The organism is Luteimonas saliphila (genome assembly GCF_016774335.1).
Taxonomy (GTDB): domain Bacteria; phylum Pseudomonadota; class Gammaproteobacteria; order Xanthomonadales; family Xanthomonadaceae; genus Luteimonas; species Luteimonas saliphila.
Genome location: NZ_JAETWA010000046.1, coordinates 302,465 through 323,625, shown reverse-complemented (window position 1 = coordinate 323,625; position 21,161 = coordinate 302,465). Strand labels below are relative to the sequence as shown.

19 protein-coding genes are annotated in these 21,161 nt (G+C 71.0%); 8 read left to right on the top strand and 11 right to left on the bottom strand.

Annotation, left to right across the window (positions count from 1 at the left end):
* Positions 1-85: 85 nt before the first annotated feature.
* Positions 86-601 carry a DUF1993 domain-containing protein gene (locus tag JMO03_RS18355; RefSeq protein ID WP_202845192.1) on the top strand — a complete coding sequence of 172 codons (516 nt, stop codon included), beginning with the start codon at positions 86-88 and terminating at the stop codon, positions 599-601.
* Positions 601-1,032: a VOC family protein gene (locus JMO03_RS18350; RefSeq protein WP_202845191.1), complete on the top strand. Its 432-nt coding sequence runs from the start codon at positions 601-603 to the stop codon at positions 1,030-1,032. The genes JMO03_RS18355 and JMO03_RS18350 overlap by 1 nt, the downstream gene beginning before the upstream one ends.
* A 64-nt stretch (positions 1,033-1,096) precedes the next feature.
* Here JMO03_RS18350 and JMO03_RS18345 read toward each other — a convergent pair whose 3' ends face one another.
* Together JMO03_RS18345 and JMO03_RS18340 are read right to left on the bottom strand one after the other, a co-directional pair.
* Positions 1,097-1,978, bottom strand: coding sequence for a transglutaminase family protein (locus JMO03_RS18345; protein WP_202845189.1), 882 nt, complete (start codon positions 1,976-1,978; stop codon positions 1,097-1,099).
* A gap of 328 nt (positions 1,979-2,306) precedes the next feature.
* Positions 2,307-4,688: a circularly permuted type 2 ATP-grasp protein gene (locus JMO03_RS18340; protein ID WP_202845188.1), complete on the bottom strand. Its 2,382-nt coding sequence runs from the start codon at positions 4,686-4,688 to the stop codon at positions 2,307-2,309.
* A 295-nt stretch (positions 4,689-4,983) separates the two neighbouring features.
* Between JMO03_RS18340 and JMO03_RS18335 the strand changes: the two genes are divergently transcribed.
* Positions 4,984-6,228, top strand: coding sequence for a DNA/RNA non-specific endonuclease (locus JMO03_RS18335; protein ID WP_202845186.1), 1,245 nt, complete (start codon positions 4,984-4,986; stop codon positions 6,226-6,228).
* Positions 6,225-6,611 (top strand): hypothetical protein, encoded by a 387-nt coding sequence (locus JMO03_RS18330; protein ID WP_202845184.1) that lies wholly within the window; start codon positions 6,225-6,227, stop codon positions 6,609-6,611. Before JMO03_RS18335 ends, JMO03_RS18330 begins: the two co-directional genes overlap by 4 nt.
* A gap of 325 nt (positions 6,612-6,936) precedes the next feature.
* Here the strand turns inward: JMO03_RS18330 and cyoE are convergent, their stop codons facing one another.
* From cyoE to JMO03_RS18310, 4 genes are all read right to left on the bottom strand, one after another.
* Positions 6,937-7,875 carry a heme o synthase gene (gene cyoE, locus JMO03_RS18325; RefSeq protein WP_202845182.1) on the bottom strand — a complete coding sequence of 313 codons (939 nt, stop codon included), beginning with the start codon at positions 7,873-7,875 and terminating at the stop codon, positions 6,937-6,939.
* Positions 7,876-8,140: 265 nt separating this feature from the next.
* The gene (locus tag JMO03_RS18320; RefSeq protein WP_202845180.1) at positions 8,141-9,361 is read right to left on the bottom strand and encodes a COX15/CtaA family protein; all 1,221 of its coding nucleotides are present in this window, start codon (positions 9,359-9,361) and stop codon (positions 8,141-8,143) included.
* Positions 9,361-9,930 carry a hypothetical protein gene (locus JMO03_RS18315; protein ID WP_202845177.1) on the bottom strand — a complete coding sequence of 190 codons (570 nt, stop codon included), beginning with the start codon at positions 9,928-9,930 and terminating at the stop codon, positions 9,361-9,363. The genes JMO03_RS18320 and JMO03_RS18315 overlap by 1 nt, the downstream gene beginning before the upstream one ends.
* On the bottom strand, positions 9,927-10,643 hold the full coding sequence (locus tag JMO03_RS18310) for an SURF1 family cytochrome oxidase biogenesis protein (RefSeq protein WP_202845176.1): 717 nt from the start codon (positions 10,641-10,643) through the stop codon (positions 9,927-9,929). Before JMO03_RS18310 ends, JMO03_RS18315 begins: the two co-directional genes overlap by 4 nt.
* A gap of 65 nt (positions 10,644-10,708) precedes the next feature.
* Between JMO03_RS18310 and JMO03_RS18305 the strand changes: the two genes are divergently transcribed.
* On the top strand, positions 10,709-10,939 hold the full coding sequence (locus JMO03_RS18305; protein ID WP_202845175.1) for a twin transmembrane helix small protein: 231 nt from the start codon (positions 10,709-10,711) through the stop codon (positions 10,937-10,939).
* 236 nt (positions 10,940-11,175) lie between these two features.
* Here the strand turns inward: JMO03_RS18305 and JMO03_RS18300 are convergent, their stop codons facing one another.
* Genes JMO03_RS18300 through coxB form a run of 5 tightly spaced genes read right to left on the bottom strand, consistent with a single transcriptional unit; the run spans position 11,176 to position 15,414 of the window.
* The gene (locus JMO03_RS18300; protein ID WP_202845174.1) at positions 11,176-12,075 is read right to left on the bottom strand and encodes a cytochrome c oxidase subunit 3; all 900 of its coding nucleotides are present in this window, start codon (positions 12,073-12,075) and stop codon (positions 11,176-11,178) included.
* A gap of 25 nt (positions 12,076-12,100) precedes the next feature.
* Positions 12,101-12,676 carry a cytochrome c oxidase assembly protein gene (locus tag JMO03_RS18295; protein WP_202845173.1) on the bottom strand — a complete coding sequence of 192 codons (576 nt, stop codon included), beginning with the start codon at positions 12,674-12,676 and terminating at the stop codon, positions 12,101-12,103.
* On the bottom strand, positions 12,673-12,810 hold the full coding sequence (locus tag JMO03_RS18290) for a hypothetical protein (RefSeq protein WP_202845172.1): 138 nt from the start codon (positions 12,808-12,810) through the stop codon (positions 12,673-12,675). Before JMO03_RS18290 ends, JMO03_RS18295 begins: the two co-directional genes overlap by 4 nt.
* A gap of 7 nt (positions 12,811-12,817) precedes the next feature.
* Complete coding sequence (gene ctaD / locus JMO03_RS18285; protein WP_202845171.1) at positions 12,818-14,437, bottom strand: cytochrome c oxidase subunit I; 1,620 nt, start codon at positions 14,435-14,437, stop codon at positions 12,818-12,820.
* A 26-nt stretch (positions 14,438-14,463) separates the two neighbouring features.
* Positions 14,464-15,414: a cytochrome c oxidase subunit II gene (gene coxB, locus JMO03_RS18280; protein ID WP_202845170.1), complete on the bottom strand. Its 951-nt coding sequence runs from the start codon at positions 15,412-15,414 to the stop codon at positions 14,464-14,466.
* A gap of 328 nt (positions 15,415-15,742) precedes the next feature.
* On the opposite strand from coxB, the gene JMO03_RS18275 reads away from it, so the two are divergent.
* The 3 genes from JMO03_RS18275 (at position 15,743) to JMO03_RS18265 (ending at position 21,138) form a co-directional block, all read left to right on the top strand.
* Positions 15,743-16,459, top strand: coding sequence for a helix-turn-helix transcriptional regulator (locus tag JMO03_RS18275; RefSeq protein WP_202845169.1), 717 nt, complete (start codon positions 15,743-15,745; stop codon positions 16,457-16,459).
* Positions 16,460-16,781: 322 nt separating this feature from the next.
* Positions 16,782-20,063 carry a bifunctional proline dehydrogenase/L-glutamate gamma-semialdehyde dehydrogenase PutA gene (gene putA, locus JMO03_RS18270; protein ID WP_202845168.1) on the top strand — a complete coding sequence of 1,094 codons (3,282 nt, stop codon included), beginning with the start codon at positions 16,782-16,784 and terminating at the stop codon, positions 20,061-20,063.
* Between the two features lie 160 nt (positions 20,064-20,223).
* A complete protein-coding gene (locus JMO03_RS18265) occupies positions 20,224-21,138 on the top strand; it encodes an AEC family transporter (RefSeq protein ID WP_202845167.1) in 915 nt (304 codons plus the stop codon).
* Positions 21,139-21,161: the final 23 nt, after the last annotated feature.

Sequence of the window (21,161 nt, the reverse complement as noted above, 5' to 3'; positions counted from 1 at the left end):
GCTTGCCGCGGATAAGATGCCGGCTGCCGCAGGCACGTTTCGCCAGGCATCCTGACCCCCTCGACCATCACCCCAGGACCCACGCATGGGCAGCACCGAAATCGCCGAAATCCAGCGCATCTTCAGCACCCGCCTCGACACGCTCGACCACATCCTCGATGTCGGCCAGGCGCACCTGCCCGACATCGATGCCGCGCTGGGCGAGCGCCTGGCGCCGGACATGTTCCCGCTCGGCACCCAGGTCGCGTTCGCCTGCAACCAGCCGCTTGGATTCTCGCAGTGGTGCGCCGGCCAGCCGATCGAACTGCTCGACCCCGAGGTGACCGGCATCGCGACGGCGCGGGACTACATCCGCGACACGCGCGTGCGGGTGGCCGCGATCCAGGCCGACGACGCGCGGCTGGACGAATCCAAGCGTACCGGCCTCGGCCCGGGCATCTACTGCGAGACCCCGGCGCGGTTGTACGTGAGCGATTACCTGCTGCCGAACTTCTATTTCCACATCGCCATGACGTACGCGATCCTGCGCAGGCTCGGCGTGCCGGTCGGCAAGGCCGACTACATGCGTTTCCTGATGCCGCACGTACGGCAGGCCGGCTGATGGCGGCCGCCCCCACGCTGGCGCAGGGGGTGGTGCCGATGCTGTCCTACGAGGATGGCGTGGCGGCGATGGACTGGCTGGTGGCGACCTTCGGCTTCATCGAGCGCACGCGCATGACCGGGCCCGACGGGCGCCTGGCGCATGGCGAACTCGAGACCGGCGGCGGGCTGGTGATGCTGGCCTCGCCGACGCCGGATTACGAGAGTCCGCGGCGGCATCGCGAGCACTGCGCGCAGGCGCGCCGCTGGTCGGCGGTGCCGTGGGTGATCGACGGCGTGCTGGTGTACGTCGACCGGCTCGACGCCCACTTCGAGCGCGCGCGGGCCGCGGGCGCGACCGTGCTGTCGGGGATCGAGGACGGCCCGCCCGGGCGCCGCTACCGCGCGGAGGATCTCGAGGGCCATCGCTGGTTCTTCATCGAACGCGCGTAGGCCAGGCCTGCGCACGGCTGCTCCCGCCGCCGTGGCGCGAGACGTTCAAGGCCCGGGCGAACGCTCAATCCAGCGGCAGCACGTCCACCGCCTGGGTGCCGGTCTGCGCGCCGGTGGTCTTGAGCACGCCGGCGAGCGGCGAGACGTCGGCGTAGTCGCGGCCGTAGGCGATGGTGATGTGGTCGTCGCCGGCGGGAATGCCGTTGGTGGGATCGAATTCGCGCCAGCCCATCTGCACGCCGCACCAGGCGCGCACCCAGGCGTGGGTGGCGTCGGCGCCTTCCAGCCGCGGCCGGCCCTGCGGCGGCACGGTGCGCAGGAACCCGCTCACGTAGCCGGCGGGAATGCCGAGCCCGCGCAGGCCCGCGATCATGATGTGGCTGAAGTCCTGGCAGACGCCGGCGCGCATGTCGAAGGCTTCGCCGACGGGGGTGTCGACCTCGGTGGCGTCGGGATCGTAGGCGAAATCGCCGCGCAGGCGCATGCCCAGGTCCTGCACCAGCGACAGCACGCTGCCGCCCTGGCGCACGCTGCCACGGGCATAGTCGGTGAGCCGCGACAGCAGTGGCGCGCGCACGCTGGCGGGCAGGAAGTGGCAGGGCGCGTCCGGCGCCAGTGAGCGCAGGGTCGCGAGTTCGGCCTGCAGGCCCGCGGGATCGGGCGAGAGGTCGAGGTGCGACTGGGTGTCGCGTTCGACCCGCACATGCGCGCGCATCTCCACGTCCAGGGTCTGGTGCGGCGGGCGCAGCGCGATCGCCAGCACCGGGTTGCCGAAGAAGTCCTCGAACATGCTGCGCTCGGACGGCTGCGGCTCGATCCGCACGCGCAGGTCCTGCACGTGCTGGATGCCGGGCAGCTCGCGCGGCTGCACCCGCACCAGGTGGCGCGCATCGCCCACCGGCCGCTGGTAGGCGTAGCTCAGGCGCAGGCGGATGTCATAGCGCATGGCGGGCCTGGAACTGCGATAGGCATGCGGCGGATCGGGGTTGCGGCACGCGCCTGCGGCGCGTGCCCATCCGCCTTCGGCACCTTCCCCCGCAAGCGGGGGAAGGAACGGCGGATGGCTCGATCCACGGCCCCTGTCCTGCGTGCGGGAGAGGGTTGGGGTGAGGGGCGGGACGTCGCGCGGACAACGCGCCTGCGGCGCGCCCCCATCCGCCTTCGGCACCTTCCCCCGCGGAGCGGGGGAAGGAAAAACGTGCCTTGCCTCCGGACGCATGCGGGAGAGCGTTGGAATGCGGGTCGGGTCTCGCGTGGGCCACGGGCATGCGGGGTCAGTGGAAGTACGCGCGGGAGACGCCGTTGTAGAGGCCGGCGATGTCGCGCGCCAGGCCGGCGAGGCAGGCGGCGTCGACGGTGCCGGCGTCTCGGATCGACATCTCGGTGTGCAGGCGCATCGCCTGCTTGGCGAAATCGGGCATCGCGTGCGGCGCGCCGGTGACGGGCAGCTGCGCGAAGGCCTCGCGCAGCACGTCCACCTGGAACATCACCGAACGCGGGTTGGCGCCGTCGAGCGCGAGCAGGTCGAGCACGCTCTGGGCCCCGGCGTTGACGCCGTAGCGGTTGCGATGGGTCATCACGCTGTCGGCGATCTCCAGCAGCGCCTGCTGCAGGCCAGCGGGCGCATCGGCATGGAACAGCAGGCCGAGCAGCTCGGCGATCTGCACGCCGCGCTCGATGCGGCGGCCGATCTCGAGGAAGTGCCAGCCGGTGGAGCGGTACATGTTCTCGTGCAGCAGACCGGAGAAGCCGGCGAGCTTGCGCAGCAGCACGGTGACCGCGCGGCTGGCGTCGTCGCCGGGCGAGACGCGTTCGGCGAAGCGGTTGGCGGTGGTCGACAGGTCGTGCAACGCGCCCCAACCGTCGGGCGAGAAGCGGTCGCGGATGCGGCCGGCGCTGGTGGCGGCGCCGTCGAGGCTGCGCAGCAGGCCGGAGGGGATCGGATCGATCACGTCGATGCCGATGCGGTCGAGGTACTCGCCGAGTACGTCCAGCAGCGGCAGCGGGTGGTCGCCGATCTCGGCCAGGCGCACATGGTAGGCGCGCAGGATGCGGGCGATCGCCTCGCTGCGCTCGGTGTAGCGGCCGAGCCAGAGCAGGTTTTCGGCGGCGCGGCTGGGCAGCGCGGCGGGGTCGCGGCGTTGCAGGTAGCCGCCGGACAGCAGGGTCTCCTGCACCACCGGGCGTTCGCCCACCACCCACACGTCGGCGGCCTGGCCGCCGAGCTGCATCGCGATCGCGCGGGTGTCGGCCTGCGCGCCGATGCGCGCGAAGCCGCCGGGCATCACCTCCCAGCCATCGGGGGTGCGCGCCACGAACGCGCGCAGCACGAACGGACGCGGTTCGAGCCGCCCGTCGAGGTACACCGGCGTGGTCGACAGGGTCACCGCTTCCTGCGCCACCCATTGCGCACCCTCGACCTGCAGCCGCTGCAGCAGGCGCTGGCGTTCGTCGGGATCGAGCTGCGCACCCGGCAGGGTGGCCTGCGGATCCTCGTACGGCAGGCGGGTGGAGAACGCCGGACCGATCAGCATGCGGTCGGCCTGCGCCACCGCCAGTTCGCGCCCGGCGGCCAGCCCGCACCACCATGTTGCGATGCCGGGCAGCTGCAGCCCGCGGCCGGTGAGCGCCTGGCAGATGCGCGGCATGAAGGCCTGCATCGCCCGCGTCTCGACCACGCCCGAGCCCAGCGCGTTGACCATCGACAGCGCACCGGCACGCAACGCGGCGACCGCGCCGGGCGTACCGATCCAGGAATCGGCGCGCAGTTCCAGCGGATCGACGAAGGCGGCATCCACGCGTCGCCACAGCACGCTCACCGGCTGCAGGCCGGACACGGTGCGCACGTGCATCGCGCCGTCGCGCACGGTGAGGTCGTCGCCTTCCAGCAGCAGGAAGCCGAGGTAGCGCGCGATCCACGCGTGCTCGTAATAGGTCTCGTTGTTCGGCCCCGGGGTGAGCACGCCGATCGCGCCCATGCGGCCGTCGGCCAGGTCCAGCAGCGCGTCGCGGAAGCGGCGGAAGAAGCCGGCGAGGCGATGCAGGTGCATGTCCTCGGGCAGGTCCGGGAACGCGCGCACGGTGGCGACGCGGTTCTCCAGCGCGAAGCCGGCACCGGACGGCGCCTGGGTGCGGTCGCCGAGCACCCACCAGCGCCCGTCGGGCCCGCGCCCGAGCTCGAACGCGCAGAAATGCAGGTAGTGCCCGCCGCGCGGCGGCACGCCCACCATCGGCCGCAGGAATTCGGGATTGGCCGCGATCAGTTCCGGCGGCAGCAGGCCGTCGGCGACCAGCTGCTGCGGGCCGTGCAGGTCGGCGACCACGCGTTCGAGCAGTTCGGCGCGCTGCACCAGACCGGCGCCGATGTCGCGCCATTCGGCGGCATCGATCAGCACCGGCAGCGGCGACAGCGGCCACTCGCGCTCGCGCGGGCCGCCGAGGTGGTCGTAGGCGCGGTAGTACACGCCGGCATCGCGCATGTACTGGTGGGCCCGGGCGAAGCGCGCGGCCAGCTCGGTCTCGGTCAGGCCGTCGAGCATGTGCACGAAGCGGCGCCAGACCGGGCGCAGGCTGCCGTCGGCATCGAGCATCTCGTCGACCCCGCCCCACAGGGTGCGGTAGCGCGAGTGCAGGCCGTCGCCGACGGAACCCGACATTGGCGGTGCTGCGGACATCGCGGGTAGGCCCATCCGGTGATCGACCGCGCCTGCGCCGCTCGGGATGCGGGCACGGCAGTGGCGCGGTTCGGACTGCAGAGTATAGGCGCGGGGGGATGACCCCCGGTTCGCCACGGACATCGGGCAGACGGCATAGGCACGGGGTGGCTCCGGGCGCCTGCGCGGCCGGGCGTGCCGCCGCGGCCCCCGGGTTTTCCCCAATGTTGCCGCCGGCGGCCCCCGGGTAACCTGCGCTCCCGAGGGTGCCGTACGGCACCGGATGCCCGGCCCGCGCATGAGCTACGAGACGACCCGCCTCCCGCCCCCGCTGCCGCCGCCGGTGTTCCAGTGGCCCGGCCTGCCCGCGCTGCGCCCCGATGCCGGCCAGGCGCCGGGGTTCGATCCCGCGCTGCTCGCCGCCGACCCGGCCGAGGTCGGGTTCAAGCTGGATCCGGCCTCGCTGCGCATCACCGGCGAGAACACGCAGCAGTGGAATACCACCTACTCGGCCTCCGGCGAGATGCAGGTGTCGGCGCCGGGCGTCGAGGCGCAGACCGTGCCGGTGCGCTACGACGTCACCATCCGCAACGAGAATGCGTCGCCTGCGCAGCTGCGCGAGGTCAATCCCTTCGACCCGGCGACGATCCCGCCGCGCACGCGGATCGAGGTGTTCGGCCGCGATTACGCCGGCACCGCGCTCGAAGCCTCGTTCCGCGCGCTGGCCGATGCCAACGACCTCGCCTCGATCGACGAGCTGCGGCTGTCGCTGGAAATGACCGAGGACGGCGAGCTGCGGGTGATGACCGGCGACAACCGGCTGTTCGATGCGCCGCGCGACGGCGGACCGGCGTCGTATCCGGCGCAGCGAGAGGATTTCACCCGCCATACCGCGATGCTCGACGACCCGGCGGGCGCCGACCGCGCCGGCTACAGCCGCATGCTGCTCGACGGCACCGTGCCCGATGGCAGCGTGCGCATTGTCGAGGACGTCGAGGGCCCGGAAATCACCGGCATCGTGACCCAGATCGGCAGTGGCGAGACCAATGAAGTGGTTTGGACGCTCGACGCCGAAGGCCGCCCGGTCTCGGCCGACGCCACCCTGACCTGGGAGCCGGGCAGCGGCGGCCGCGATTCCGACCGCATCGAGGGCAATGCGCAGAGCCGCTTCCGCACGGACAACGACATGAAGGGCAGCGGCGACGACGTGGGCCACATCATCGCCTACCGCTTCGTCAACGGCCATGGGCCGGTCAACATGTTCCCGCAGGAGAGCCACTTCAACCAGCGCGTGTTCGCCGGCCTGGAGCAGGAATGGGCCGACTGGCTGGCCGAGGGCATGGACGTGCGCATCGAGATCGCCCTGGGTCCGGCGAACGTGCAGCGCCCGGACCAGGTGCGGGTGGACTACGAGGTGATCGACCCGGCGACCGGCAGCACCGTCTATGATCCGCAGCTGATCGTGTTCGACAACGAGGCCGGCCAGGTGTTCGACCGCATCGCGCGCGACGAGATGGACGAGATGATCGGGATGCGCTCTTGAGCGCCGACAAGGACGCGCTGATCCGCGGCATCGGCGAACTGCTGGTGCGCGACATCGCCACCGCCGGGCACGACCTCGACGGCTACGCGCTGATCGCCTCCTACGCCGATGGCGCGCGCCGGATCAGCGGTTTCGGCTATCGCGATGGCGAGCCGCCACGCGCGGCCACGCCGCAGACAGGTCTCGACACCATCGGCGCGCGCCTGGACGAACTGCGCGAGGCCACGCGCGCCGACGACAAGGTGCCGTGGACGGTGTGCGTGATCCAGCTCAGGCGCGCCGGCGGCAGGCTGCACGCCGAGTTCGTGTACGAGGACGCGGAACGGTGGGAGATCACGCCCGCGACCCTGGCCGAAGTGGCGGAGCGCGCGCGGCCGGCGTGATTCGCGTCGATCGGACCCGGGCGACGTTGTCGCACCCTCCGCTGGAGCGTCTTCAGCCGCGACCATCGCTTGCGCGCCGTCGCCATCCGTCGCGCCTGAAGGCGCTCCTACGGGGGGGCGATCGTGGGGGCAGCTGTCGCGCTGGAGCGGCTTCAGCCGCGACCATCGCTTGCGCGCTGTCGCCTTCCCGTCGCGCCTGAAGGCGCTCCTACAGGGGCGGCGATCGCGGGGGCAGCGGTCGTAGGAGCGGCTTCAGCCGCGACCATCGCTGCGCGCCCTCGCCATCCGTCGCGCCTGAAGGCGCTCCTACAGGACGGGAAACCGGTCAGTCGACGCGCTGCAGTTCGAATGCCTGCATCGGCGCCGGGTCCAGCCACGGCAGCAGCCAGTGGTCGACCAGCAGGAAGGCGAACAGCGCCATCAGGTAGACCACCGAGTAGTTGAACACCTTCATCGCGAACAGTTCGTCCGGCGGGTCGAGCAGCCGCCACGCGTACCAGAGGAACGCCAGGCCCAGCACCACCGCGCCGCCGAGGTAGAACAGCCCGCTCATGCCCACCGCGACCGGCAGCAGGGTCACCACGCACAGCAGCACGGTGTAGAACAGGATCTGCCAGCGCGTGTATTCCACGCCATGGGTCACCGGCAGCATCGGCACCAGCGCGCGCGCGTAGTCGTCGCGGCGGAAGATCGCCAGCGCCCAGAAGTGCGGTGGCGTCCACACGAAGATGATCAGCACCAGCAGCAGCGCGTGCGCCCAGTCCCATTGCCCCTGCATGTTGGTCACCGCCGCCCAGCCCAGCAGCGGCGGCGCGGCGCCGGCGATGCCGCCGATGACGATGTTCTGCGGCGTGGCGCGCTTGAGGAAGCCGGTGTAGACCACCGCATAGCCGATCAGCGAGGCGAAGGTGAGCGCGGCGGTGAGCGGGTTCACCAGCGCGATCAGGATCGCCATCGACAGCGCGCCGAGCGCCACCGCGAACGCCAGCACCTGCGCCGGCCTGAGCGCGCCGGTGGCGAGCGGGCGGTCGGCGGTGCGGACCATGACCTTGTCGATGCGCTGGTCGATCAGGTGGTTGATCGCCGCCGCGGACGCCGCCGCCAGCCAGATGCCGAGCAGGCCGAACACCGTCGGCCGCCATGGCGGCAGTCCCGGCACGGCCAGGAACATGCCCACCAGCGCGGTGAACACGATCAGCGCCACCACGCGCGGCTTGGTCAGCGCCCAGTACTGGCGTACGTCGTTGGAACTGGAGGAACTCATCGATCTCCGTGGGGCGGGCGCCGGCCCGCCATGAAGCAGGGTCCGATTGTCGGCGCTGGGCGGGGTTTCTGCAGCCGGGCGCGGCAGGAGGGAGGTGCCTGCCAGCCGGTCATTGTGCATGCTCGGCTTTGCCGGCCTGGCGTTCTGCGCGATGGATCCGGGCTCCCGGGCATTGTGTGTGGTGGGTCCTGGCGGCGTCGCGCCGTACGCGGCGTGGTTCGCCAGGCAGGCATTGTCTCGTGCGTCATGCCGGGCCGGGACGGTCCTAGGGCCGCCGCAGGCGCGCGAGCAGGGACACCAGCACGAACAGCAGCAGCGCGGCGCCGCCGTTGTGCATCACCGCCACCGGCAGCGGCAGCGACAGCTTGACGTTGAGCACGCCCAGCAGCACCTGGATCAGCGTGAGCAGCGCCAGCAGCAGCGCCCAGCCGCGCAGGCCGGGCATGCGCGCCAGGCGCCACGACGCCGCCAGCAGCATGGCCGCCGCCACGATCGCGAACAGCCGGTGCGCCATCTGGATGGCGATGCGCGAGGCGCCGTCGAGCACGCCGCCCTCGTAGTCCACGCCGACGCCGCGCCACAGCACGAAGCCCTCGCGGAAGTCGGTCGGCGGCCACCACTGGCCGACGCACTTCGGGAAGTCGGCGTAGTGCGGCTGCGCCGTAATCCAGCCGCCGGCGCCGCAGGCGAGCGCGGCGTAGTTGGCGCTGACCCAGCCGCCCAGGGCGATCTGCACGCCGAGCGCGGCGACCCCCGCCAGCAGCCAGCGGCGCAGCTGCGCGGCATCGGCGTGCACGATCGGCAGGTGGGTCGCGCGCCACGCCATCCACGCCAGCAGCGAGAAGGTGAGCATGCCGCCGAGCAGGTGACCCATGACGATCACCGGCTTGAGCAGCATCGTCACCGTCCATTTGCCGAGCAGCGCCTGGAAGATCACCACCGCCAGGGTCAACGCCGCCACGTTCGCGAGATCCGGCGCTGCTCCCGCGCGCGCGTCCGTGCCACCCATGCCCGACCAGCGCATTGCCGCGACCAGCAGCAACGCCTCCCCGAGCCCGGCAACCAGCAGCGCCGGCAGCACCTGCCCGCGCATGTACAGCGGGATCGCGGCGGCCACCAGCGCCGACGCCACCAGCACGGTGGCCACGCCGAACCTGCGCCGGCGCGCCGCCAGCAACGCCAGCACCAGCACCAGCACGCCGAGGGTGGCGGCGAGGTGGCGGTGCACCTGCTCGCGCCAGGCCTTGGCCGTCTCGAACGGGCGGATCGCGCTGGCGGCATGGTCGCTCACGTCCTGCGTGGCCTGCGGCCAGGCGGCGCGGCCGTAGCAGGTCGGCCAGTCCGGGCAGCTCAGGCCGGCGTCGGACAGGCGCACGAAGGCGCCGAACACGATCACGCCGAAGGTCAGCGCGACCGCCAGCCAGGCGATGCGATGGAAGTGGCGGTAGACCTGCGGACGCGACGGGGCGGGGAGCGGGGTGGCCATCATTTCAGCTTCAGCAGGCGGGCCATGTCCTGGCGCAGGTGTCCCGGATCGAAACCGGGCGCGTAGCGCAGGATCACGAAACCGTTCGGGTCGATCACGTACACCGGCGTGCCGGCGGCGGCATCGCGCCGCGGCAGGGCGGCCAGCAGCGCCGGATCGGGCGCGATCTCGCGCCAGGCCGCATTGCGCACTGCGCCATCGGGCGGCGTGCCGATCCAGAGGATGTGGACGTGGTCGGCGCGATGGCCGAACAGTTGCCACACGGTGTCGAGCTGGCGCGAGAGGTCCACGCAGGGTGCGCCGCAGCCCTCGGCCGGCGCGAGCGCGATGCGCCAGGTGCGCTCGCCGGGATTCCAGGCGTACTCGCCGCCGCCCTGCAGGCGCGGCACCACCCCGCGCAGGTCGCCGGGCGGGTCGAGCAGTTCCCCGTGGTTCTTCGTCCCCGCGGGCCGCCAGCCGGAGAACCGCAGCGCGCCGGCAACGACCGCGCTGCCGAGGAAGATGACGACGATCAGGACCAGCATGCCGCGGTTGCGGTTGCGCTGCTGTGGCGGGACGGGAGCGTTCATCGGCGGCGCCGGCGGAAGGTCAGGATCAGGGCGGTCGCCAGCACGGCGAGCGCGAGCCCGAACCATTGCACGGCGTAACCGAGGTGTTTTTCGGGAGGCAGGGTATTGGGCAGCACGTCGAGGTCGCGCGCATGGCCCAGGGGGAGCGCGGGATCGAGCTTGAGCACGCGCGGCGGCAGCGCGTCCACGCCGAGCCTGGACGGCAGCGCCGCGCCGTCGAGCCGGATCGCCAGCAGGTCGCCGTGCGCGGTGGGTGTCGGCGTCGCGTCGGCCAGGCCCGCCGAAGGCGGTGGCGCGAGCAGGCCCTGCACGCGCTGTACGCCCTCGATCGGCGCCACCTGCGGCATGGCACGGTCCGGCGGCACCGGCAGCCAGCCCAGCTCCACCAGCAACGGGGCCGCGCCGACCGGCTGGAACAGCCGGTACACGCGCACGCCGGGGCGGCCGTCGCGTTGCTGGTTGTCGAGCAGCACCGCGGGCCCCGGGAGGAACCCGCCCTCGCCCGCCGCCCAGTCGTAGTCGCGTGCGCGGTCAGGGTCGGCGGCGGCCGACAGCGGCCGCGCGATGCGCGCGTCAAGCGTCGCCGCCACCGCATCGAGCATCGCCTGCTTCTGGTGCATGCGCGCGAGCTGCCAGCGGCCGAGCGAGGCGAACGCGGCGATCGCCAGCAGCGCCAGCGCCCAGCCGGCGATGCGGGTGGTGCGCGGGCTCACGCCGCAGCTCCCGCGGGCTGCGATAATGACGGCCACATGCGCGCGCTGCGCCTGCGGAGGCGGTGATGAACGATTCGCTCAAGACCCTGCTGATCGTCGCCTTTCTGGCGCTGATCCTGTGGAACCTCGGCGCCGGCCTGTACTACATGCTGGTCGACAAGGGCCAGAGCAAGCGTACGGTGAACGCGCTGACCAAGCGCATTGCGCTGTCGGTGGCGCTGATCGGGCTCGTGGTGCTGGCCAACTACATGGGCTGGATCGAGTTTCATGGCGTGGGCCGCGACCCCAATCCCTGAGCGGCCGTGGTGGAACAGGCCATCGCCGTCGCCACGACTGTCATTCCGAACGCAGTGAGGAATCCCTGCATCATCAGCTCCGGCCAGTAGATTCCTCGCTACGCTCGGAATGACAGGCCAGGCGAACCGCGGGGCCGGAAAAGCGGAAAGCGCCGGCATGCCGACGCTCTCCTGGAGGGCGATCCCGTGCTCGGCCGCTTTCCCGAATCCCGATTCCCGATTCCGGACTTCCGGCTTCAAAGCACGTAGACGAACAGGAACAGCCCCAGCCACACCACGTCGACGAAGTGCCAGTACCAGGCCACCGCCTCGAACGCGAAGTGGTTTTCCTTCGTGAAGTGGCCCTTGGCGCAGCGCAGCCAGATGATCGCCAGCATCAGCGTGCCGAGCGTGACGTGCAGGCCGTGGAAGCCGGTGAGCATGAAGAACGTCGAACCGTAGATGCCCGAGCCGAGCGTCAGGTTGAGGTCGCGGTAGGCGTGGATGTACTCCTCGGCCTGGAAGAACAGGAACACGCAGCCCAGCAGCACGGTCAGCCCCAGGAACACCAGCAACCGGGTGCGCTGCCCGGCCTTGAGCGCGTGGTGGGCGATGGTGACGGTGACGCCGGACGTGAGCAGGATCAGGGTGTTGAGCAGCGGCAGGCCCCACGCAGGGATGGTCTGGAACGCGCCGCCGACCTCGCCCGGGCCGGCTGTCGGCCAGGCCGCGCTGTAGCCGTCCCACAGCAGGTAGTTGGTCGCCACGCCGTCGCCGGCGCCGCCCAGCCACGGCAACGCGTACTGGCGCGCGTAGAACAGCGCGCCGAAGAACGCCGCGAAGAACATCACTTCGGAGAAGATGAACCACACCATCCCCATGCGGAACGACACGTCGACCTGCTTGTTGTAGTAGCCCGACACCGATTCGAGGATCACGTCGGCGAACCACTTGAACAGGATGAACGCCAGCGCCGCGACGCCGATGAAGAACGCCGCCCTGCCCCAGCTCACGTCGTTGAGCCAGCTGGCGAAGCCGAGCATGGCCACGAACAGCGCGACCGACGCGAACACCGGCCACCTGCTGCCGTGCGGCACGTAGTAGGTGTTCGGGTCGCTGCCGTGATGGGCGGTGGTGTCGGCGTGGGCCTGGGCCATGGCGAAAAGTCCGGATTGCGGTGGGTCAGGGTGCCGAATGCGGCACGGTGGACGACGGCGCCGCCGCGGCGAGGCGGTCGGTGAGCGCGTCGTTCTTGAAGAACGTGTACGACAGGGTGATGGTGTTGACGTCCGGCGGCAGCGCCGGATCGACGATGAAGCGCACCGGCAGGTCGCGGGTCTCGCCGGCCTGCAGGGTCTGCGCGGTGAAGCAGAAGCACTCGGTCTTGCTGAAGTAGCCCGAGGCGCGCGCCGGCGCCACCGACGGCGTGGCGCTGCCGACGATCGCGCGGTCGCCGCTGTTGTGCGCGGCGTAGATCGCCTCGTACTGCTCGCCCACGCGCACGCGCATGCGGGTGGCGTTGGGCCGGAAGCCCCAGGGCAGCTTCGAGTTCACGGTGCCGTCGAATTCCACCGTCACCCAGCGCTCGTCCGGCACCGCGGAGGCCACGGCCGAGGCGTCGGCCGCGGTGTTGTCCAGGCGGATGCCGAACACCTTCTCGCAGGCGATCCGGTACAGCGGCACCAGCGAGAAGGTGAACGCGAACGCGGCCAGCGAGATGCCGACCAGCTTGGCGATGCCGAGCCTGCCCGCGCTCATCGACCGATCGCCCCGGACGCGATGAAGGCGATGTAGATCGCCACCGCGATGCCGCCCACGACCATCGCCGTACGCACCGCGCGCCTGCGGCGCAGGGCGGTGTCGTCGTCGGGCCGGGTCGGGGGATTGGCCATCGCGGCGTCAGTGGGCCACGTCGTCGTGCGCCAGGTCGCCCGGGCGGATCACCGGCGGCGTGCCGAAGGTGTGGTGCGGCGCCGGCGAGGGCACGGTCCACTCCAGTCCGCGCGCGCTGTCCCAGGCCCGCGCCGCGGCCGGCGCACCGTGCCTGAGCGAGTGGTACAGCACGGCGAACATCATGAACGGGGTGACGAACATGCCGAACGCGCCGATCGAGCTGATCAGGTTCCAGTCGGCGAACACCACGTTGTAGTCCGGGATGCGGCGCGGCATGCCGGCCAGGCCGAGGAAGTGCTGCGGGAAGAACAGCAGGTTCACGAACACCATCGTCCACCAGAAGTGGACCTTGGCCCAGGTCTCGTTGTACATGCGCCCGGTCCACTTCGGCCACCAGTAGTACACCGCGGCGATGATGCCGAACAGCGCACCGGTCACCAGCACGTAGTGGAAGTGCGCGACCACGAAGTAGGTGTCGTGGTACTGGAAGTCCGCGGGCACGATCGCCAGCATCAGACCCGAGAAGCCGCCGATGGTGAACAGGATCACGAACGCGATCGACCACAGCATCGGCGACTCGAAGCTCAGCGCGCCGCGCCACATGGTCGACACCCAGTTGAACACCTTCACCCCGGTGGGGATCGCGATCAGCATGGTCGCGAACATGAAGTAGATCTCGCCGCCCAGCGGCATGCCCACCGTGAACATGTGGTGCGCCCACACGATGAACGACAGGAACGCGATCGAGGCGGTCGCGTACACCATCGCCTGGTAGCCGAACAGCGGCTTGCGCGAGAAGGTCGGGATGATCTCGCTGACGATGCCGAACGCCGGCAGGATCATGATGTAGACCTCGGGATGCCCGAAGAACCAGAAGATGTGCTGGTACATCACCGGGTCGCCGCCGCCGGCCGCGTTGAAGAACGAGGTGGCGAAGAACTTGTCGGTCAGCAGCATGGTCACCGCTCCGGCCAGCACCGGCATCACCGCGATCAGCAGGAACGCGGTGATCAGCCAGGCCCAGCAGAAGATCGGCATCTTCAGCAGGTCGATGCCCGGGGCGCGCATGTTGAGGATGGTGGCGATGACGTTGATCGCGCCCATGATCGAGCTGATGCCCATCATGTGGATGGCGAAGATCACGAACGCGACGTTGTAGCCGCCCTGCAGCGACAGCGGCGGGTACAGCGTCCAGCCGCCGGCGGGGCCGCCGCCGGGCAGGAACAGCGTCATCAGCAGCAGGGTGAAGGCGAACGGCAGGATCCAGAACGACCAGTTGTTCATGCGCGGCAGCGCCATGTCCGGCGCGCCGATCTGCAGCGGGATCATCCAGTTGGCCAGGCCGACGAAGGCCGGCATCACCCCGCCGAAGATCATCACCAGCGCGTGCATGGTGGTCATCTGGTTGAAGAACTCGGGGCTGACGTGCTGCAGGCCCGGCACCGCCAGCTCGGTGCGGATGATCACGCTCATCGCCGCGCCGACGATGAACATCACGAACGAGAACAGCAGGTACAGCGTGCCGATGTCCTTGTGGTTCGTGGAGAAGAACCAGCGTTCGACGAACGACTGGCGATGGCCGTGGTCGTCGTGGTGGTGGTCGGCAGTGGCGGTATGGGTGGACATAGGACGATGGGCCTTTCGGAATTCGGTCAGCCGGCGCTGGGCGCGTCGGCGGGAGCGGCGGCGGCGGGCTCCTCGCCCTGCTGCGCGTCTTCGATCATGTCCGGGTCGAGCGAACGCGGCGCGGTGCCGTCGCCGCCCTCGGGCACCAGCGACGGATCGGCCGGCGGCGCCGTGCTGGCCTTCTTCGCGGCCAGCCACTGGTCGAACTCGGCCCGCGGCACGGCGCGCACCACGATCGGCATGAAGCCGTGGTCCTTGCCGCAAAGTTCCGCGCACTGGCCGCGGTAGGTGCCCGGCTCCAGGATCTCGGTCCAGGCCTCGTTGATGATCCCGGGGATCGCATCCTGCTTCCAGCCCAGCGCCGGCACCCACCAGGCGTGGATCACGTCGTCGGCGGTGATCACGAAGCGGATCTTGGTGTCGGTCGGCACCACCAGGGCGTTGTCGACGTCGAGCAGGTAGTGCGGGCTGGTCGCGGCGTCGGGGCGCTCGCCGCTCTGGCGGATGCGGTCGGATTCGCGGTCGAGGCGGCTGGTCAGCACCACGTCCTCGCCCAGGTACTCGTACTTCCACATCCACTGGATGCCGGTGACCTTGATGGTCATCTCGGACTCGCGGGTGTCGTACATCGCGATCAGCTTGGCGGTCGCGGGCACCGCCATGATCACCAGCAGGATGATCGGGACGACGGTCCAGACGATCTCGAGCCTGGTGCTGTGGGTGAAGCCGGTATCCGGCACCGCGCCGCGCGAGTGGCGGAACTTGAACATGGCGTAGGCCATGGCGCCGAACACGATGATGCCGATGACCACGCAGATGATCAGCGCGAGCATGTGCGCGTCGTAGGCGTGCTGGGAGGACGCGGTGACGCCCCGTCCCATGTTGAGCTGCCACGGCTTCGGATCCGCGGCCAGCGCCGCAAACGGCAACGACGCCAGAACCGCCAACCCCCACCGCGAGAAACGCGCCTGCATCATTGCCTAGACCCCAATGTCATCGGTTGCGGCCTGCCGGCCGCCAGCGAACTGGTAACGAGTTCAATCTCGGCGGCGCCCCACGTCCGGAGGAAGCCGCCACGAATACCGCCTGCGAACGTCGCGAGCCCGCCCTGCGGGCACGCGAAAACTTCCAAATGGTAGCGGCCGCAGGGGTTTAGGGGCAAGCCGAGACCGTTCGCACGCCGGCGCGGGCGCGGCGCGACGGATAGAATCCGGGCTTGCTCCGACCACGGTCGCGATCCCGGTCCCGCGGGTCGTGGCGCCCATTGCCCGCCGGCGCGGCGGGCGCGCAGGACGCTTGCCCGACATGAACAAGCCCGCTCCGCCCGCGCTGGACGCCGCCGAGGTCGAGGCCCTGTTCGATGCGATCCCCGAGGTCCTGTTCTTCATCAAGGACCGCGAAGGCCGCTACACCCATGTCAACGCCACGATGCTGCGACGGCTGGGCCTGCGTTCGCGGCGCGACATCATCGGCAAGCGCGCCGGCGACGTGTACCCGGGCGGGCTGGCGGCCGACTACGGCCTGCAGGACCAGCAGGTGCTGGCCGGCGCGGTGATCGACAGCCTGCTCGAGCAGCACCTGTTCTCCGACCAGGAGCCGGGCTGGTGCCTGACCTGCAAACGGCCACTGCGGGTGGCCGGCGCGGTGGTCGGGCTGGTCGGCATCTCCCGCGACCTCGCCAGCCGCGAGGGCCTGGAGGACGACTACCGCTCGCTGCGCGAGGCGCTGGTGCACATGAACCGGCATTACCCGGGCAACGTCCGCGTCCGGGACCTGCGGGCGGTCACCGGCTTCTCCGAGTCCAAGCTCGAGCGCAGCTTCCAGAAGGTGTTCCAGCTGACCCCGCTGCAACTGCTGTCCCGGATCCGGATCCAGGCCGCGATGCACCGGCTGCAGGGCCCCGGCAGCATCGCCGGGATCGCGCAGGCCTGCGGCTTCAGCGACCAGAGCGCGTTCACGCGGCGCTTCGTGGCCCTGGTGGGGATGACGCCGGGCGCGTACCGGAGGTTGCGCGCCGACTGAGCGCGCCGCGGCAGCGTCCGCCTTCCCGCCCCCGCGCCGCCTTGCGCGCACCGCGCCGGGCTGCATTGGTCGCGCCATCCGCGGACGGCCGCCGGCCCGCACAGGCGGGTCCACCCGGCCGACTTGGCCGTGTCCGGGACCATTCGCCCGGGCGTCCTGCGCCACACCCGGCGCGGTTGTGCCGGCGCCCGCGGACCCGGCGCGGGAATCGTTCAATCCGCGCACACGCCCTGGCGGCGACAATGGTCCGGTCCCGCGCCTCCAGGCGTGCCGTTGGCCCGGTGCCTCCGGCCCGACGCCCCGGCGCCCTCCTGGCCCGTCCATGCCTCCTTCGAACGACCCGCCCGCCCCGGCGACCGACCCCTCCGGCCCGTCGGACGCCCCGCCGCCCCCCTCGCCCCTGCGCGCGGCGATCACCGCCGGCTGGGCCCTGGACGAATCCGCGCACGTGCGCGAGTTGCTCGCGGTCGCACGCCAGCCCGTCCCCGGCTGGGGCGACGCCGACCGCGCGGCGATCCACGCCACCGCCACCGACCTCGTCCGCCGTGTGCGTGCGCGGACCCGGGACCAGGGCGCGATCGAGGCCTTCATGCGCCAGTACGACCTGGGCAGCGAGGAAGGCGTGCTGCTGATGTGCGTGGCCGAGGCGCTGCTGCGCATCCCCGACCAGGACACCGCCGACAAGCTGATCCGCGACAAGCTCGGCGAGGCGGACTGGAAGAAGCACGTGGGCCAGTCCGATTCGGTGCTGGTCAACGCCTCGACCTGGGGCCTGATGCTGACCGGACACCTGGTGGATCTGGCCGACGACACCCGGCGCGACGTGCACAACGCCTTCAAGCGGCTGGTGGGCCGCGTCGGCGAGCCGGTGATCCGGCTGGCGGTGCGCCAGGCGATGCGGATCATGGGCCACCAGTTCGTGATGGGCCGGACCATCGGCGAGGCGCTGGCGCGCTCGCGCAAGGGCGCCAATGCCGCCTACCGCTACTCGTTCGACATGCTCGGCGAGGCGGCGCTCACGCAGGCCGACGCCGATCGCTATCTCAAGGCCTACAGCGAGGCGATCGATGCGATCGGCGCCAGCGGACGCGCTTCCGGAGGACACGTTGCCGACGAGATCGCCGCGCCGTCGATCTCGGTCAAGCTCTCGGCCCTGCACCCGCGCTACGAGCATGCGCAGCGCGGCCGCGTGCTGGCCGAACTCGCGCCGCGGCTGCTGAAGCTGGCGCGGCAGGCCAAGGGCCACGACATCGGCCTGACCATCGACGCCGAGGAGGCCGACCGGCTGGAGCTGTCGCTGGACGTGATCGAGCGCGCGTGGAGCGACCCGCTGCTCGAGGGCTGGCACGGCTTCGGCATCGTGGTCCAGGCCTACCAGAAGCGCGCGCCGTTCGTGATCGACTGGATCGCCGACCTCGCCCGCCGCCACGGCCGCCGCATCCCGGTGCGGCTGGTCAAGGGCGCGTATTGGGACAGCGAGGTCAAGCGCGCCCAGGTCGACGGGCTGCCGGGCTATCCGGTATTCACCCGCAAGCCCAATACCGACGTGAGCTACCTCGCGAACGCGGTGCGGCTGCTGTCGAACACCGATGCGATCTACCCGATGTTCGCCACCCACAACGCGCAGACCATCGCGGCGATCCACACGATGGCGGCTGCCTTGCTCCCGCGCGCGCGCGGAACGGAGCGGGCGCACCCCTACGAATTCCAGAAGCTGCACGGCATGGGCGACGATCTCTACGCCGAGGTGATCCCCGCCGACCGCCTCGACGTGCCGTGCCGCGTCTACGCGCCGGTCGGCTCGCACGAGGACCTGCTGCCGTACCTGGTGCGCCGGCTGCTGGAGAACGGCGCCAATTCCAGCTTCGTCAACCGCATCAGCGACGAAGACGTGTCGATCGACGACCTGGTGCGCGATCCGGTGGAGGTCGTCGCCGGCTTCGACGCCATCGCGCATCCGCGCATCCCGTTGCCGGTCGACCTGTACCGCAGCCACGCGGCATCGAACGGGCACGACGAAAGGAGCAATTCCATGGGTCTCAACCTCGCCGACGACGACCAGTTACGCACACTTGCCGAACGGGTCGACGCCGCCGTCGCCGATGCCGGCGAACGTGGCTGGCGCGCCGCGCCGCTGGTGCCGGGCGCGACCACCGCCGGCCCGGACATCGCGGTCACCAATCCTGCCGATCGCCGCCAGCGCATCGGCCAGTGGCAGGCCGCCGACGGTGCGACGGTCGAACAGGCCCTGCGCAATGCGGTCGCCGCCCAGCCGGCGTGGGACGCGACGCCGGCCGCATCGCGCGCGGCGATCCTGGAGCATGCCGCAGACCTGCTCGAGCAGCGCATGCCGCAATTCATCGCGCTGTGCACGAAGGAAGCCGGCAAGACCATCCCCGACGGCGTCGCCGAGGTGCGCGAGGCGGTGGATTTCCTGCGCTACTACGCCGGCCAGGCCCGCCACGATTTCGCGCCGATGCCGCTGCCCGGCCCGACCGGCGAATCCAACGCGCTGCAACTGGCCGGCCGCGGCGTGTTCGTGTGCATCAGCCCGTGGAACTTCCCGCTGGCGATCTTCGCGGGGCAGGTGGCCGCGGCGCTCGCCGCGGGCAACAGCGTGATCGCCAAGCCCGCCGAGCAGACCAACCTGGTGGGCTGGCATGCGGTGAAGCTGCTGCACGAGGCCGGCGTGCCGGAACCTGTGCTGCAGTTCGTGCCGGGCGACGGCGCCACCGTCGGCGCCGCGCTGACCGCCGATCCGCGCGTGGCGGGCGTCGCCTTCACCGGCTCCACCGAGACCGCGCGCGCGATCAACCGCGCTCTGGCCGCGCGCGAGTCCGGGCCGATCGCCACCCTGATCGCCGAGACCGGCGGCCAGAACGCGCTGATCGCCGACTCGTCCGCCCTGCCCGAGCAGCTGGTGAAGGACGCGCTGGCGTCCGCGTTCACCTCCGCCGGCCAGCGCTGCTCCGCCGCACGCGTGCTGTTCGTGCAGGCCGACATCGCCGAGAAGGTGATCGGCATGCTCGCGGGCGCGATGGCCGAGCTGCAGGTGGGCGACCCGGCGCGGCTGTCCACCGACGTCGGCCCGGTGATCGACGACGACGCGAAGTGTCAGCTCGACGCGCACGCCGCGCGCATGCAGGGTGCCGCGAAACCGATCGCGCAGGCGGCGCTCGGGCCTGCCACGGAGCACGGCACCTTCTTCGCGCCGCGCGCGTGGGAGCTCGCATCGCTGTCGCAGCTCACCCGCGAGAACTTCGGGCCGGCGCTGCACGTGATCCGCTGGAAGGCCGATGCGCTCGACGCCGTGATCGATGCGATCAACGCCACCGGGTACGGACTCACGCTCGGCATCCATTCGCGCATCGACGAGACCGTGGAGCGGATCGTGCAGCGCGCGAAGGTCGGCAATATCTACGTCAACCGCAACCAGATCGGCGCGGTGGTCGGCGTGCAGCCGTTCGGCGGCCAGAACCTGTCCGGCACCGGCCCCAAGGCCGGCGGCCCGCACTACCTGCCGCGCTTCGCCACCGAGAAGACGGTGACCATCAACACCACCGCGGCGGGCGGCAACGCGAGCCTGCTCACGCTCGGCGAATAGCGGCGTCGCCGCGAATCGCGTCGACCCCGCGCACGACCGGACTGCGCGGGACCGAATCCGGGCATGCGCGCCGCACGGCCACGGGTGCGCCGAAGGACGGATGGCGCACCCGACGGCACTGCCTATGATGTCGCTTCCCCACCCGGAGTGACGGCCACCGATGGCCTTCGACGCGTTCGCACTGATGCTGGCGATGCTGGCCCTGGGCATGGCGTTCGCGCGCCTGCGCGTGCTGCCGGGAAACGCGGCCGAGACGCTGAACCTGGTGGTGCTGTACGTGTGCCTGCCGGCGGCGATCCTGATCCACGTGCCGCGGCTGCGCTTCGATGTCTCGCTGCTGGGCCTGGTGCTGGTGCCGTGGGCGCTGGCGGGCGCCACCTGGGCGCTGCTGCGGCTGCTGTCGCCGCGGCTGCGGCTGCGCCGCGACGAGTTCGCGGTGCTGCTGCTGTGCACGATGCTCGGCAACACCAGTTTCATCGGCTACCCGATGGTGCAGGCGCTGCTCGGCGCGCAGGCGTTGCCCTACGCGGTGGTCTACGACCAGTTCGGCACCTTCGTGATGCTGTCCACGCTCGGACTGGTGGTGCTCGCGCGCTACGGCGGCGAACATCCGCCGACGAAACGCGAGGTCGCGCTGCGCATCGCGCGCTTTCCGCCGATGTGGGCGCTCGCGTTCGGCCTGACTCTGATGCCCGAACAGCCCCCGGACTGGATCGCGTCCGCGCTGGAGCGGCTGTCGGGCGTGCTGCTGATGCTGGTGATGCTGGCGGTCGGGCTGACGATCCAGCTGAAGCTGCCGCGCGACGAGATCGCGCCACTGGCCACCGGCCTGCTGCTCAAGCTGGCACTGCTGCCGGCGCTGTCGCTGGCACTGGCGCTGGGTGTCGGCCTGCGCGGCGACGTGCTGCAGGTGGCGGTGCTGGAATCGGCGATGCCGCCGATGATCACCGCCGCGGCGCTGGCGATCTCGCATGGCCTGGCGCCACGCCTGGCCGCGGCCATGGTCGGCTACGGCATCGTGCTGGCGATGGCGACGCTTCCGGCATGGGCGTACGTGCTGCAGCGGCTCGCGTGATTCGGGGGCGCCGTGGTCGCGCC

Excerpts from the sequence above, each read along its gene's own strand:
- JMO03_RS18355 (WP_202845192.1), top strand. The coding sequence starts at position 86 with ATGGGCAGCACCGAAATCGCCGAAATCCAGCGCATCTTCAGCACCCGC.
- JMO03_RS18350 (WP_202845191.1), top strand. The coding sequence starts at position 601 with ATGGCGGCCGCCCCCACGCTGGCGCAGGGGGTGGTGCCGATGCTGTCC.
- JMO03_RS18345 (WP_202845189.1), bottom strand. The coding sequence starts at position 1,978 with ATGCGCTATGACATCCGCCTGCGCCTGAGCTACGCCTACCAGCGGCCG.
- JMO03_RS18340 (WP_202845188.1), bottom strand. The coding sequence starts at position 4,688 with ATGTCGGGTTCCGTCGGCGACGGCCTGCACTCGCGCTACCGCACCCTG.
- JMO03_RS18335 (WP_202845186.1), top strand. The coding sequence starts at position 4,984 with ATGAGCTACGAGACGACCCGCCTCCCGCCCCCGCTGCCGCCGCCGGTG.
- cyoE (WP_202845182.1), bottom strand. The coding sequence starts at position 7,875 with ATGAGTTCCTCCAGTTCCAACGACGTACGCCAGTACTGGGCGCTGACC.
- JMO03_RS18320 (WP_202845180.1), bottom strand. The coding sequence starts at position 9,361 with ATGGCCACCCCGCTCCCCGCCCCGTCGCGTCCGCAGGTCTACCGCCAC.
- JMO03_RS18315 (WP_202845177.1), bottom strand. The coding sequence starts at position 9,930 with ATGAACGCTCCCGTCCCGCCACAGCAGCGCAACCGCAACCGCGGCATG.
- JMO03_RS18305 (WP_202845175.1), top strand. The coding sequence starts at position 10,709 with ATGAACGATTCGCTCAAGACCCTGCTGATCGTCGCCTTTCTGGCGCTG.
- JMO03_RS18300 (WP_202845174.1), bottom strand. The coding sequence starts at position 12,075 with ATGGCCCAGGCCCACGCCGACACCACCGCCCATCACGGCAGCGACCCG.
- JMO03_RS18295 (WP_202845173.1), bottom strand. The coding sequence starts at position 12,676 with ATGAGCGCGGGCAGGCTCGGCATCGCCAAGCTGGTCGGCATCTCGCTG.
- JMO03_RS18290 (WP_202845172.1), bottom strand. The coding sequence starts at position 12,810 with ATGGCCAATCCCCCGACCCGGCCCGACGACGACACCGCCCTGCGCCGC.
- ctaD (WP_202845171.1), bottom strand. The coding sequence starts at position 14,437 with ATGTCCACCCATACCGCCACTGCCGACCACCACCACGACGACCACGGC.
- coxB (WP_202845170.1), bottom strand. The coding sequence starts at position 15,414 with ATGATGCAGGCGCGTTTCTCGCGGTGGGGGTTGGCGGTTCTGGCGTCG.
- JMO03_RS18275 (WP_202845169.1), top strand. The coding sequence starts at position 15,743 with ATGAACAAGCCCGCTCCGCCCGCGCTGGACGCCGCCGAGGTCGAGGCC.
- putA (WP_202845168.1), top strand. The coding sequence starts at position 16,782 with ATGCCTCCTTCGAACGACCCGCCCGCCCCGGCGACCGACCCCTCCGGC.
- JMO03_RS18265 (WP_202845167.1), top strand. The coding sequence starts at position 20,224 with ATGGCCTTCGACGCGTTCGCACTGATGCTGGCGATGCTGGCCCTGGGC.